The following is a 12,459-nucleotide window of genomic DNA, read 5'->3' on the forward strand; positions in this document are numbered from 1 at the left end:
CATTTCCCTCACCCCGTGGATGACGCAAGCGCCTGGGGTGAGGGCAGAGAAGCGCTTAGCGACGGATCGCGATAGCTTCAATCTCAATCTTCACGTCTTTCGGCAGACGCGCGACTTCTACGCAGGAACGCGCCGGGAAAGTGGCGTTATGCTCGGTGAAGAACGCTTCATACGCGGCATTCACGGTGGCGAAATCGTTCAGATCTTTCACGAAAACGGTGGTTTTCACGATATCGCCCACTTTCAGGCCAGCGGCTTCAACGATAGCTTTTACGTTGTCCAGGGACTGACGCGCCTGCGCGGCGACATCTTCCGGCACGCTGCCGGTTTTCGGGTCTACTGGGATCTGGCCGGAAGTGATGATCATGCTACCCAGATCAACGCCTTGTACATAAGGGCCAATAGCTGCTGGTGCCTTTTCCGTCGCAATAGTTTTGCTCATAATATCTCCAGATGAACTGCAGTAATTAGGTCGTAGCCATTATAGGGAGGGCCGGTATTAATACCAACCGCAATTAGTTGGCCAGCACCACATAATGGGAAAACTCTTTTTCACAGTATTTGCATTTGAGTGCAATGTCATCGGCGCGTTTTTTCACTGCGAAACTCGACGAAACCGGCTCAGCGTGACTGATGCAGTTGCTGTTCGGACAGACCAGCACGCTGTTGATGCGCTCAGGCAGGCTCGGGCGGGATTTGCCCACCACTTCGTAATCATCAATACGGTTAACCGTTGCGTCCGGCGCATACAGCGCCAGCTGATTGACCTGCTCATCGGTCAGGAAGGTGTTCTCAATTTTAATCAAATCTTTACGGCCCATCTCGCCGGACGGCAGGTTCAGGCCGATGGTGATGCGCTGGTCGGTTTCGGTCAGCTTGAACAGGGTCAACAACTTGAAGCCGACCTGGGCCGGGATATGGTCGATTACGGTGCCGCGTTTAATGGCTTCTACTTGCAGTTTATTGTCGTGTGTCATCTCTCAATCCCCCTTACTGTGCCAGCTCGCTATTCAATACCAGTGCCAGTAACGCCTGGCGGGCGAAGATGCCGTTGCCGGCCTGCTGGAAGTACCAGGCGTGCGGCGTTTTATCGACATCGGTGGTGATTTCATCAACGCGCGGCAGCGGGTGCAGCACTTTCATATTGGCGCGCGCGCCTTCGAGATCCGCGGCCCGCAGCACGAACTGCGCCTTCACGTTGGCGTATTCCGATGGATCCAGGCGCTCTTTCTGCACGCGAGTCATATACAGAATATCGACCTCAGCCATTACTTCGTCGATGGCGCTATGCAGGCTCCAGGCGATGCCTTTTTCATCCAGCATATCGAGAATGTACTGCGGCATCGCCAGCGCGTCCGGGGCGATGAAGTAAAAGCGGTTGCCGTTGAATTTCGCCAGCGCCTGGGTCAGCGAGTGTACGGTACGGCCATATTTCAGGTCGCCGACCATCGCGACATTGAGGTTCTCAAGGCGGCCCTGAGTTTCCTGAATGGTGAACAGGTCGAGCAGGGTTTGTGTCGGATGCTGATTGGCGCCGTCGCCGGCGTTGAGAATCGGTACGCCGCCGGAGAACTCGGTTGCCAGACGCGCGGCGCCTTCTTGCGGATGGCGCATCACGATAGCGTCGACGTAGGTGCTGATCACCGAAATGGTGTCGGCCAGGGTTTCGCCTTTCTTACCGAGCGAGGTGTTGCTGCTGTCGGAGAAGCCGACCACGCTGGCGCCGAGGCGGTGCATGGAGGTTTCAAAAGAGAGGCGAGTACGGGTGGAGGCTTCAAAGAAACAGCTGGCGATAACCTTATGCTTCAGCAGCTCGGGTTGCGGATTGGCTTTCAGCTTTGCGGCCGTCGCCAGCACCAGTTCGAGGTCTTCGCGGCTGAGATCGTTTATGGAAATGATATGTTTTTGATATAGCGGGTTAGCCATGCTTATCTCCTGACGCCTGAGCAAAAAAAAAGCCCCTTAAATAAGGGGCTTCGAGAATTCATTGAGCAACGGAAAGAAAAACGCCAGGCCAGCGCCTGCTTTCAGACGCGGTAAGACACAGCAATGTCGTACGCAATTGACCATATTTCCTCCCGGCAAAACGGCTGGCATTATACGCAGCTTTGATGAGCAATCAAGCGATTAATCCACAATCAGGGAAACGTTTGCCTGCGAAGGCTGAGCCAGCGCAAAAAACCGCGATAAAAATGTGGTCTGGCAGTGGTAAGCGGCGTATAAAACCAAAATGAAAAGCTGTTTTACATTTGAGGGCTCTTATGATTATCGGCAACATTCATCATCTGCAATCCTGGCTGCCGGACGCGCTGCGTCAGGCGATTGAGCATGTTAAAGCCCACGTTAGCGAATCGACGCCGCTCGGCAAGCACGACATCGACGGTAATAATCTGTTCTATCTGATTTCTGAAGACAGCACCGAACCGCAGGCCGAACGTCGCGCCGAGTTTCACGCCCGCTATCTGGATATCCAGATTGTACTTCGCGGTCAGGAAGGGATGACTTTCAGCACCTTACCGGCAGGCGAGCCGCAGATTGACTGGCTGGCGGACAAAGACATCGCCTTCCTCGCCGAGGGCGCGCAGGAGAAAACCGTTATCCTTAACGAGGGCGATTTTGTGGTGTTTTATCCAGGCGAAGTGCATAAACCGCTCTGTGCCGTCGGGGCGCCGGCGAAGGTGCGCAAAGCAGTGGTGAAGGTGTTGATGGCTTAAAACGGGTAGCCCGGATACGCGTAGCGCGTTATCCGGGAATCTACCGTGATTAATGGTTATTTTCCAAGCGTCGCCACCATCACCGCTTTGATGGTGTGCATACGGTTTTCCGCCTGATCGAAGACGATGCTCGCTGGGGATTCAAAGACTTCATCGGTCACTTCCATACCGCCGTGCAGTCCATACTCCGCCGCCATCTGTTTGCCGAGAATGGTCTGGTCATCGTGGAACGCGGGCAGACAATGCAGGAATTTCACCTGCGGGTTGCCGGTCAATTGCAGCATGGTTTTATTCACCTGGTAACCGCGCAGCAGGGCGATACGCTCCGCCCATTTCTCTTTCGCCTCGCCCATCGACACCCACACGTCGGTATAAATGAAATCAGCGCCTTTTACGCCCGCGGCGATATCTTCCGTCAGGGTAATATTGCCGCCGTGCTTTTTCGCCAGCGCAGTGCATTCCGCCACTAAACCCTCTTCCGGCCAGCAGGCTTTTGGCGCCACCAGGCGCAGGTCCAGCCCGGTCAGCGCGGCGGCTTCCAGCATGGAGTTACCCATGTTGTTACGCGCGTCGCCGGCGTAGACCAGCGTCATTTCATTAAATGCCTTACCCGGCAGGTGCTCTTGCATGGTCAGCAGGTCGGCCAGGAGTTGCGTCGGGTGGAATTCATCGGTCAGGCCGTTCCACACCGGCACGCCGGCATACTCCGCCAGGGTTTCTACCAGCTCCTGGCCGTAGCCGCGATATTGAATACCGTCATACATGCGGCCCAGCACGCGGGCGGTATCTTTCATGGATTCTTTGTGGCCGATCTGGCTACCGCTGGATCCGAGATAGGTCACGCGGGCGCCCTGGTCGTAAGCGGCAACTTCGAAAGAGCATCGTGTACGGGTTGAGTCTTTTTCGAAGATGAGCGCGATGTTTTTGCCCTTTAGTTTCTGGGCCTCGATGCCGTTTTTCTTATCGGCTTTTAATTGCGCGGCCAGAGCGACAAGGCCGGTAATTTCTGCAGCAGTGAAATCCAGTAATCTCAAGAAATGCTTCTGATATAACGCGGACATAATTCCCTCACCTGGCAAACGCCACTATTGAATTAAAATTCACTTTATATGTATGAATATTCATTTGCAACCCCGAGTAAGAAATCTTTTACACAGAAGGTGGAGGCAATCACGGCGGTATGTGACAATAGGAGTATCTGCCGCACATTATGAGGAACGAGCCATGGCAAACCCGGAACTACTGGAAGAGCAGCGTGAGGAAACGCGTCTGATTATCGAAGAGCTGCTGGAAGATGGCAGCGATCCGGACGCGCTGTATACCATTGAGCATCATCTCTCTGCCGACGATTTCGAAACGTTGGAAAAAGTGGCGGTAGAGGCCTTCAAGATGGGTTATGAAGTCACCGAGCCGGAAGAGCTGGAAGTCGAAGAAGGCGAAGTGGTGATCTGCTGCGATATTCTGAGCGAAAGCGCGCTCAACGCCGATCTGATCGACGCCCAGGTTGAACAGCTGATGAACCTGGCGGAAAAATTCAACGTCGAGTACGACGGTTGGGGTACCTATTACGAAGACCCGAACGGCGAAGACGATGACGGCGAAGATGACGAAGATTTAATTGACGAAGACGACAACGGCGTACGCCACTAAGTCGTCAACGGATACGGCGGCGTCTGCCGCCGTATATACCCGTCCTGATTAGGGTATAGCCTGGAGCTTCAATGGATTACCCGCAAATACTCTCCCCGATTTTAGCATTCCTGCACTGCCCAACGCCGCAGGCGTGGATTGACGAAGCCCGTAAACCGGAAAACCTGCCGCTGCTGCTGACCGACCACATGGTATGCGAGCTGAAAGCGGCGCAAAACGCCATGCTGCTGGTGCGCCGCTACGTCGCCGATAAAGACGGCGCCGACGAGCTGTTGGAATGCCTGAAACCGTACGAAGACTTTACCTATCGCCGTGGGCCGGAGCCGGATTTTGTCGCTCTGCATAAGCGGATCAACAAAAGCGCTATGCCGCGAACCAACGACCCGTGGGGCAGACAGTTGCTCGACAGCATGATTCTGCTTATCAAAGAGGAGCTGCACCACTTCTGGCAGGTGCGCGAGATCATGCTGGCGCGAGATATCCCTTACGTCAAAATCACCGCCAGCAACTATGCCCGCGGTATGCGCCGGGAGGTGCGATCGCACGAGCCGGTGATGCTGATCGATAAGCTGATTTGCGGCGCTTATATCGAAGCGCGCTCCTGCGAGCGGTTTGCCGCGCTGGCGCCGTGGCTGGATGATGATCTCCAGAAGTTTTATCTGTCGTTGCTGCGCTCCGAGGCCCGTCATTATCAGGATTACCTGGACCTGGCGCAGCAGATAGCGGGGGAAGATATCAGCGAGCGCGTACGCCAGCTTGGCGAGGCGGAAGCGGCATTGATTCTCCGCCCGGAGTCTGAGTTCCGCTTCCACAGCGGCGTACCGACGGCGCCGTAGCCCGCGGTTTCCGGACTCTGTAGCCACTAACACCGGCAGTTCCAGTAGTCATGGGGAGAGATAGCGTTGAGAGCTTAAGCTCGTAATGGTACGGGCCGTAGGTCGGGTAAGGCGTTAGCCGCCACCCGACAAAAAAAACGGCACCGCGAGCCCGGGACATCCCCCGGCTAGCGCTACGCTTAGCCGGGCTACCGAACTGTAGCCCCGGTAGCGCTATCAAGGCGTTACAGCGGTTTCAACATTCGTACTTCGCAATCGACGTGGCCGGTGCAGCCCAGCGGCTCGTCGATATGCTCAAAGCCGAGATGCTCATAAAGGGCAATCGCTTCTTTCAAAAAAGCGGTGGTCTCCAGATAGCAGCGTTTAAAACCCTGTTCGCGAGCGTAATCCATCGCCATCAGCGCCAGCTTTTTCGCCAGCCCTTTGCCGCGCGCCGAGGTCATAAAGTACATTTTCTGCAGCTCACAGATATCGGACTCGCTACATGAGAGCGCCGCCACGCCGCCGCCGCCGACCACTTCGCCATTTTGCTCCACAACCCAATAGGCGGAGCCCGGTTGGCTATAAAGTTCGTACAGTTCATCCAGGTTGGGGTCAGCGACCGTATAGCCTTTATCGGCGGTCAGGCCGTATTCCGCTGAGACCTGGCGGATAACTCGGGCGATGGCGGCATTATCTGCCGCCGTAATGCGGCGTAAAGTAAAGGTCTGTGGCGCAGCAAGATTCATAGAATCACTCAATTTTAGCTTAAATAACCATACATTGTTTTAATACCATTATTCTTTGATCGACGCAAGACGTGCATAAATATATTGCTGGGTAATTTCCAGATAATATATTCTGTATGTTTAATGACAATTATTCTGGCTTATTATTTATATATATACTTTAAAATGCAAGGACGGCGAGGTATGGAGGTTTTTTCAGGGGAAAAACAAAGTAGTAGTCATTTTTTTGTTTTTCACGGTCGGGCAAAGAGTTATTTTTTTATTTGTTTGGTTAATATTATACTGTCTGTAATTACTTTAGGGATATTCATTCCCTGGGCATGGGTACGTAGTCGCCGTTATTTTTGTGAAAATATGGAAGTTAACGGTAACCGTTTTGCTTACCACGGGCGCGGTTTCACGATTTTACTTAGCTGGCTGCTGATGTTTATCGTGCTGGTTTTACTTAGTCTGGCGCTTGCCATTTTCTCTCCCGGTAGTGAAGGGCTCGAGACGCTGGCATTTCTTATCCTGCTGCCGGTCATGGTAATGAAGGGGTTAAGCTATCACGCGAATATGACCTCATTCGCTAATATTCGTTTTGGGTTTAAATGTAATCTACTGCGCGCATGGTGGATTATGCTCGGGTTACCTTTGCTGATAGTCGTGCTAATGGCGGTTATCCTCTTCATTCCCGGAAGCCGTCTCTGGTTAGGTTTTAGCATAAATGGCATGTTAGTGGGTTTCGTTGCCCTGCTTTTACTGGCACTGTGTGTCATGGCCGCCGCCAGTGGGGTGGTTTACAGTCACTGGCTTGAGCTGATCGGCAAAGGCGGAAACTTAGGTAAAACTAAATTTAATATTTATATCAGCACGAAGCGTTGCATCGTGGCGTTTTTATGGGCAACGGTAATTTTGTTGCCGTTTATGGTGCTGTTTTTGGGTTTTTTCATTTCCGCATTTATGCAATTTTTCACAGGATGTATGTTCGGCATGTGTAATGAAAATACAGCGCTGTTTATGGCATTGCGGCATCTTAGTGCGGTATTGAGTGGATATTTATCTCTCACCATTGGTATCGTATTAGCCATGGCATTTATCCGGGTGGCCTTACGTAATCACGCGTGGAATAATCTGGTGCTTGGCGACAGCATTCGTTTTCGTTCTACCCTGACGTTTTTTGGACTTGCTCCGCGTTTATTGGCTCTGACGTTTCTTTCTCCGCTGACATTGGGTCTGGCGTATCCCTGGTTAAAGATTAATTTGATGCGCTATATTGCCGCCAACACTGAGGTGATTGGTGACTTTGAAACGCTCGACCTGCAGCAAGATGAGGCCTGTAAGCCGCCAGTAGCTGGTAAATTGTGCAGCGGTTTTTTACCTAACCTGCCGTTCTTATAATGTAAAAAAGCCGGAGCAAGCTCCGGCTTTTTTCTATCGCGAGTTTTTACAGCGCGGCGATCACTGCCTGCTGTTCAATCAGTTTCGCTTTCGCTTCCGCGTAGCCTTCCAGCTTCTCACGCTCTTTGGCGATTACCGCTTCCGGCGCGCGGGCCACAAAGCCTTCGTTGGACAGCTTGCTTTCGATACGTCCGATTTCCGCTTCGACTTTCGCCACTTCTTTTGCCAGACGCGCCAGCTCGGCTTCTTTGTCGATAAGGCCCGCCATTGGGATCAGCAGCTCGGCGCCGTCGATAATCTTGGTCACGGAAACCGGACCTTTATCATCGGCAGGCAGCACGGTGATGCTTTCCAGACGCGCCAGGTTCAGCAGGAAGCTGCGGTTGTCGTTAACACGACGCTCGGCATCTTTGCTGCAGCCGCGCAGCAGCAGTTCCAGCGGTTTACCTGGCGCAATGTTCATCTCCGCACGGATGTTACGTACGGCGACGATCGCCTGCTTCAGCCATTCGGTGTCGGCCAGCGCCGCTTCATCAACCTGAGAAGCCTCGTACTGCGGGAACGGCTGCAGCATGATGGTATCGGCGGTGATACCGCAGATTACTTTCACGCGCTGCCAGATGGTCTCGGTGATGAAAGGAATAATCGGGTGCGCCAGGCGCAGCAGACCTTCCAGCACGGTCACCAGAGTATGGCGAGTCCCGCGCAGCTCCGCTTCGCTGCCACCGTTCATGACCGGCTTGGTCAGTTCAAGGTACCAGTCGCAGAACTGATTCCAGGTAAACTCATACAGGATGCCCGCGGCGATATCGAAGCGGAAGTTATCCAGCGCTTCGCGGTACGCTTTCACGGTCTGGTTGAATTCAGCCAGGATCCAGCGGTCGGCCAGGGACAGCACCATCTCGCCGCCGTTGAAACCGCAATCCTGATCTTCGGTATTCATCAGTACGAAGCGGCTGGCGTTCCACAGTTTGTTGCAGAAGTTACGGTAACCTTCAAGGCGCTTCATATCCCAGTTGATGTCGCGGCCGGTAGAAGCCAGCGCCGCCAGGGTAAAGCGCAGGGCGTCAGTGCCGTGTGGCTCGATGCCGTTCGGGAACTGTTTCTCGGTGCGCTTACGGATTTTTTCCGCCAGCTGAGGCTGCATCATGTTGCCGGTACGTTTTTCCAGCAGCTCCGGCAGGGTGATACCGTCAACCATATCCAGCGGGTCAATAACGTTACCCTTGGATTTGGACATCTTCTGGCCTTCGTCGTCGCGGATAAGGCCGGTCATGTAGACGGTCTTAAACGGAACCTGCGGCTTGCCGTTTTCATCTTTGATGAAGTGCATGGTCATCATGATCATGCGGGCAATCCAGAAGAAGATGATGTCGAAGCCGGACACCATCACGCTGGTCGGGTGGAACTGACGCAGCGCGTCGGTGTTTTCCGGCCAGCCGAGGGTGGAGAAGGTCCACAGCGCGGAAGAGAACCAGGTATCCAGAACGTCTTCGTCCTGACGCAGGGCAACGTCGGCGCTCAGGTTGTTTTCCTGACGCACTTCGTCTTCGGTGCGGCCAACGTAGACGTTGCCGTCGTTGTCATACCATGCCGGGATGCGGTGACCCCACCACAGCTGACGGGAAATACACCAGTCCTGAATATCGCGCATCCAGGAGAAGTACATGTTTTCGTACTGCTTCGGCACGAACTGAATGTCGCCATTCTCAACGGCTTCGACTGCCGGCTTGGCCAGCACGTCTGCACGTACGTACCACTGGTCGGTCAGCATCGGTTCGATAACCACGCCGCCGCGGTCGCCGTAAGGCACGGTCAGGTCGTGCGGTTTGATCTCTTCCAGCAGGCCCAGCGCGTCGACGGCGGCAACCATCGCTTTACGCGCGGCAAAACGTTCCATCTTCTGGAATTCAGCCGGGATCTCGTTGGAATAAACGTCGGATTCGTTGCCTTTGGTATCGTAAACTTCCGCGCTTTCGCGGATGTCGCCATCAAAGGTCAAAATATTAATCATCGGCAGCTGATGACGGCGGCCAACTTCGTAGTCGTTAAAGTCGTGCGCCGGGGTGATTTTCACGCAGCCGGTGCCTTTTTCCATGTCGGCGTGTTCGTCGCCAACAATCGGAATGCGGCGGTTAACCAGCGGCAGCACTACGAACTTACCAATCAGGTCTTTGTAACGCGGATCTTCCGGGTTAACGGCCACGCCGGTATCGCCCAGCAGGGTTTCCGGACGGGTGGTGGCGACCACCAGGTAATCTTTACCGTCAGCGGTTTTCGCGCCATCGGCCAGCGGATAGCGAATGTGCCACATGGACCCTTTCGATTCGCGGTTTTCCACTTCGAGGTCGGAAATGGCGGTACGCAGTTTCGGGTCCCAGTTGACCAGGCGCTTGCCGCGATAAATCAGGTCTTCTTTGTACAGGCGAACGAAGACTTCTTTCACCGCGTTGGACAGGCCTTCATCCATCGTGAAGCGCTCGCGCTCCCAGTCGACGGAGTTGCCGAGGCGGCGCATCTGACGGGTAATGGTGCCGCCGGATTCCGCTTTCCACTGCCAGATTTTGTCGATGAAAGCATCGCGGCCGTAGTCGTGGCGGGTTTTACCTTCTTCAGCGGCAATCTTACGCTCAACCACCATTTGGGTAGCGATACCCGCGTGGTCGGTACCGGCCTGCCACAGGGTGTTTTTACCCTGCATGCGCTGGTAACGAATCATGGTATCCATGATGGTTTGCTGGAAGGCATGACCCATATGCAAACTGCCGGTGACGTTCGGCGGCGGGATCATGATGCAGAAGCTCTCCTGGCTTTCATCACCATTCGGTTTGAAATAGCCCTGCTTTTCCCAGTGCTCGTAAAGCGGCTGTTCGATATCTTGTGGGTTGTATGTCTTTTCCATTATTTCCAGGTTGCCGTGTTCAGGTTGAAACCAGCCATGCGGTACGCTTTATAGCGTTCGCGCGCCAGTTGTTTCAAAGAATCTTCGTAAGGGACAAAGTCTATCACTTCTGTGAAAGCGGTGGCAAAATCTGCAAAGTTTAGCCGCAGGCTGATAAGAATATCCCGCGGACTGCTGTTGCGCTTTTGCGGCCAGGCAATTTCCACCGGCGCGCCGCCTCTCGGGCCTTCGCCCGCCAGATTATGCGGCACAAAGCTCTCCGGAGGACGCGTCCACAGCGCTTCGTCGAGGCGAATAGCCTGCTGTTCATCTTCACAGGCGATCAGTACGCGCTTGCCGTTGCGCCAACGTTCTGCGGCAATTTCGCACACCAGCTGTTCGACGGCGCTGAGCTCGTCGACGGTGTCTTCGTTGTCCAGAAGATAGAACGTTGCGTTTTTCATATATGGGGCTTCTTGTTGTGGATTTAAATGCAAAGCCGGGTGGCGCTACGCTTACCCGGCCTACAAACGGCATCTTTCCGTCGGCCCGGTAAGCGTAGCGCCACCGGGCATCAGACGGCAATCACTCTTCGCCGTTAAAACCCGCACGATTGAGCAGGAACTGCGATAACAGCGCCACCGGGCGGCCGGTCGCGCCTTTGGCCTTCCCGGAACGCCAGGCGGTACCGGCGATGTCGAGGTGCGCCCAGTTGTACTTGCGGGTGAAGCGTGACAGGAAGCAGCCAGCGGTAATCGCGCCGCCAGGACGGCCGCCGATGTTGGCCATATCCGCAAAGTTGGACTCCAGCTGATCCTGGAACTCGTCGGCCAGCGGCAGACGCCATGCGCGGTCGCCGGCCAGTTCGGAGGCGCCGATCAGCTCATGAGCCAGCGGATTATGGTTCGACATCAGGCCGGTGATGTGATGGCCGAGGGCAATCACGCAGGCGCCGGTCAGCGTCGCAACGTCGATAACCGCTTCCGGCTCGAAGCGCTCAACGTAGGTCAGCACGTCGCACAGCACCAGACGGCCTTCGGCATCGGTATTCAGCACTTCAACGGTTTGTCCGGACATGGTGGTCAGAACATCGCCTGGGCGATACGCGCGACCGCCAGGCATGTTTTCACAGCCCGCCAGCACGCCGATGACGTTCAGCGGCAGCTGCAGCTCGGCAACCATTCGCATTACGCCGTAAACCGCCGCCGCGCCGCACATGTCGTACTTCATCTCGTCCATGCCTTCGGCAGGCTTGATGGAGATACCGCCGGAGTCGAAGGTCAGGCCTTTACCGACCAGCACGATAGGGCGCGCGTCTTCAGACGGGTTGCCTTTATACTCGATGACCGACATCAGCGACTCGTTCTGCGAGCCGTTGCCGACGGCAAGATAGGAGTTCATCCCCAGCTCGCGCATCTGCTGCTCGCCGATCACGCGGGTGATGACGTTCTTGCTGTAGGTGTCAGCCAGCTGGCGCGCCTGGGAAGCCAGATAAGCCGCGTTACAGATATTCGGCGGCATGTTGCCGAGATCTTTCGCCGCTTTGATGCCGGCGGCAATCGCCAGGCCATGCTGAATGGCGCGTTCGCCGCTGGTGAGCTCGCGGCGGGTCGGCACGTTAAAGACCATTTTACGCAGCGGACGACGCGGCTCGCTTTTGTTGGTCTTCAACTGATCGAAGCTGTACAGCGTCTCTTTGGCGGTTTCAACGGCCTGGCGAACTTTCCAGTAGTTGTTGCGCCCTTTAACGTGCAGTTCGGTCAGGAAGCAGACGGCTTCCATCGAGCCAGTGTCATTCAGAGTATTAATGGTTTTCTGAATAACTTGTTTATACTGACGTTCATCCAGTTCGCGCTCTTTACCACAGCCGATGAGCAGAATGCGCTCAGACAGGATGTTCGGCACATGGTGCAGTAACAAGGTCTGGCCAGGCTTGCCTTCGAGCTCGCCGCGACGCAGCAGGGCGCTGATGTAACCGTCGCTGATTTTATCGAGTTGTTCGGCGATGGGGGAGAGGCGACGTGGTTCGAAGACGCCGACCACGATACAGGCACTCCGCTGCTTCTCCGGGCTACCGCTTTTTACACTGAACTCCATGCACTATGCTCCTGAATCTTAAAGACAACAGTGGTGGCTACGGCTATACTCGTCGCCTTTCCAGTTGCAGATGCGTTGGCTACGCCTGCTTACCCCTGACGCTGGCTGATGCCGCTTTGGGGCTTCACAGTCCTGCCGCCTTTCTACAACTCGAAATCCATTGAGTATATAAT

General features: G+C 54.8%; 13 protein-coding genes. 4 read left to right on the forward strand and 9 right to left on the reverse strand.

Going from position 1 to position 12,459, the window contains the following annotated elements:
- Nucleotides 1–55: 55 nt before the first annotated feature.
- From ridA to ABLV17_RS10420, 4 genes are all read right to left on the reverse strand, one after another.
- Entirely contained in the window at nucleotides 56–442 is a 387-nt protein-coding gene (ridA, locus tag ABLV17_RS10405) for a 2-iminobutanoate/2-iminopropanoate deaminase (RefSeq protein WP_020079786.1), read from the reverse strand.
- A gap of 73 nt (nucleotides 443–515) precedes the next feature.
- On the reverse strand, nucleotides 516–977 hold the full coding sequence (gene pyrI / locus ABLV17_RS10410; protein WP_015368555.1) for an aspartate carbamoyltransferase regulatory subunit: 462 nt from the start codon (nucleotides 975–977) through the stop codon (nucleotides 516–518).
- A gap of 13 nt (nucleotides 978–990) precedes the next feature.
- Nucleotides 991–1,926, reverse strand: coding sequence for an aspartate carbamoyltransferase (gene pyrB / locus ABLV17_RS10415; protein WP_182015202.1), 936 nt, complete (start codon nucleotides 1,924–1,926; stop codon nucleotides 991–993).
- 36 nt (nucleotides 1,927–1,962) lie between these two features.
- Nucleotides 1,963–2,070 carry a pyrBI operon leader peptide gene (locus ABLV17_RS10420; protein ID WP_020079785.1) on the reverse strand — a complete coding sequence of 36 codons (108 nt, stop codon included), beginning with the start codon at nucleotides 2,068–2,070 and terminating at the stop codon, nucleotides 1,963–1,965.
- 191 nt (nucleotides 2,071–2,261) lie between these two features.
- Between ABLV17_RS10420 and ABLV17_RS10425 the strand changes: the two genes are divergently transcribed.
- Nucleotides 2,262–2,714, forward strand: a complete 453-nt coding sequence (locus ABLV17_RS10425; protein WP_348854234.1) for a YhcH/YjgK/YiaL family protein — start codon at nucleotides 2,262–2,264, stop codon at nucleotides 2,712–2,714.
- Between the two features lie 56 nt (nucleotides 2,715–2,770).
- On the opposite strand, the gene argF is transcribed toward ABLV17_RS10425, so the two are convergent.
- Complete coding sequence (gene argF, locus ABLV17_RS10430) at nucleotides 2,771–3,775, reverse strand: ornithine carbamoyltransferase (RefSeq protein WP_316425322.1); 1,005 nt, start codon at nucleotides 3,773–3,775, stop codon at nucleotides 2,771–2,773.
- A 163-nt stretch (nucleotides 3,776–3,938) separates the two neighbouring features.
- On the opposite strand from argF, the gene rraB reads away from it, so the two are divergent.
- A complete protein-coding gene (rraB, locus tag ABLV17_RS10435; RefSeq protein WP_015368550.1) occupies nucleotides 3,939–4,364 on the forward strand; it encodes a ribonuclease E inhibitor RraB in 426 nt (141 codons plus the stop codon).
- Between the two features lie 71 nt (nucleotides 4,365–4,435).
- Entirely contained in the window at nucleotides 4,436–5,200 is a 765-nt protein-coding gene (gene miaE, locus ABLV17_RS10440) for a tRNA isopentenyl-2-thiomethyl-A-37 hydroxylase MiaE (protein ID WP_087858343.1), read from the forward strand.
- Nucleotides 5,201–5,424: 224 nt separating this feature from the next.
- Here miaE and ABLV17_RS10445 read toward each other — a convergent pair whose 3' ends face one another.
- On the reverse strand, nucleotides 5,425–5,928 hold the full coding sequence (locus ABLV17_RS10445) for a GNAT family N-acetyltransferase (RefSeq protein WP_087858344.1): 504 nt from the start codon (nucleotides 5,926–5,928) through the stop codon (nucleotides 5,425–5,427).
- Nucleotides 5,929–6,111: 183 nt separating this feature from the next.
- Between ABLV17_RS10445 and ABLV17_RS10450 the strand changes: the two genes are divergently transcribed.
- The gene (locus ABLV17_RS10450) at nucleotides 6,112–7,308 is read left to right on the forward strand and encodes a DUF898 family protein (protein ID WP_308958157.1); all 1,197 of its coding nucleotides are present in this window, start codon (nucleotides 6,112–6,114) and stop codon (nucleotides 7,306–7,308) included.
- Between the two features lie 46 nt (nucleotides 7,309–7,354).
- Here the strand turns inward: ABLV17_RS10450 and ABLV17_RS10455 are convergent, their stop codons facing one another.
- From ABLV17_RS10455 to pepA, 3 genes are all read right to left on the reverse strand, one after another.
- Nucleotides 7,355–10,210 (reverse strand): valine--tRNA ligase, encoded by a 2,856-nt coding sequence (locus tag ABLV17_RS10455; RefSeq protein WP_308958158.1) that lies wholly within the window; start codon nucleotides 10,208–10,210, stop codon nucleotides 7,355–7,357.
- A complete protein-coding gene (gene holC, locus ABLV17_RS10460) occupies nucleotides 10,210–10,653 on the reverse strand; it encodes a DNA polymerase III subunit chi (protein WP_020079783.1) in 444 nt (147 codons plus the stop codon). Before holC ends, ABLV17_RS10455 begins: the two co-directional genes overlap by 1 nt.
- Before the next feature lie 121 nt (nucleotides 10,654–10,774).
- Nucleotides 10,775–12,286 carry a leucyl aminopeptidase gene (pepA, locus tag ABLV17_RS10465; RefSeq protein WP_008807121.1) on the reverse strand — a complete coding sequence of 504 codons (1,512 nt, stop codon included), beginning with the start codon at nucleotides 12,284–12,286 and terminating at the stop codon, nucleotides 10,775–10,777.
- Nucleotides 12,287–12,459: the final 173 nt, after the last annotated feature.

The organism is Klebsiella sp. CN_Kp091 (assembly GCF_040065095.1).
Classification (GTDB): domain Bacteria; phylum Pseudomonadota; class Gammaproteobacteria; order Enterobacterales; family Enterobacteriaceae; genus Klebsiella; species Klebsiella aerogenes.

What these genes read in the sequence shown, in the direction of transcription:
- argF (WP_316425322.1), bottom strand. Translation starts at nt 3,775, where the DNA reads ATGTCCGCGTTATATCAGAAGCATTTCTTGAGATTACTGGATTTCACT.
- ABLV17_RS10455 (WP_308958158.1), bottom strand. Translation starts at nt 10,210, where the DNA reads ATGGAAAAGACATACAACCCACAAGATATCGAACAGCCGCTTTACGAG.
- ABLV17_RS10425 (WP_348854234.1), top strand. Translation starts at nt 2,262, where the DNA reads ATGATTATCGGCAACATTCATCATCTGCAATCCTGGCTGCCGGACGCG.
- pyrB (WP_182015202.1), bottom strand. Translation starts at nt 1,926, where the DNA reads ATGGCTAACCCGCTATATCAAAAACATATCATTTCCATAAACGATCTC.
- ABLV17_RS10445 (WP_087858344.1), bottom strand. Translation starts at nt 5,928, where the DNA reads ATGAATCTTGCTGCGCCACAGACCTTTACTTTACGCCGCATTACGGCG.
- rraB (WP_015368550.1), top strand. Translation starts at nt 3,939, where the DNA reads ATGGCAAACCCGGAACTACTGGAAGAGCAGCGTGAGGAAACGCGTCTG.
- ABLV17_RS10450 (WP_308958157.1), top strand. Translation starts at nt 6,112, where the DNA reads ATGGAGGTTTTTTCAGGGGAAAAACAAAGTAGTAGTCATTTTTTTGTT.
- ridA (WP_020079786.1), bottom strand. Translation starts at nt 442, where the DNA reads ATGAGCAAAACTATTGCGACGGAAAAGGCACCAGCAGCTATTGGCCCT.
- pyrI (WP_015368555.1), bottom strand. Translation starts at nt 977, where the DNA reads ATGACACACGACAATAAACTGCAAGTAGAAGCCATTAAACGCGGCACC.
- miaE (WP_087858343.1), top strand. Translation starts at nt 4,436, where the DNA reads ATGGATTACCCGCAAATACTCTCCCCGATTTTAGCATTCCTGCACTGC.
- pepA (WP_008807121.1), bottom strand. Translation starts at nt 12,286, where the DNA reads ATGGAGTTCAGTGTAAAAAGCGGTAGCCCGGAGAAGCAGCGGAGTGCC.
- holC (WP_020079783.1), bottom strand. Translation starts at nt 10,653, where the DNA reads ATGAAAAACGCAACGTTCTATCTTCTGGACAACGAAGACACCGTCGAC.
- ABLV17_RS10420 (WP_020079785.1), bottom strand. Translation starts at nt 2,070, where the DNA reads ATGGTCAATTGCGTACGACATTGCTGTGTCTTACCGCGTCTGAAAGCA.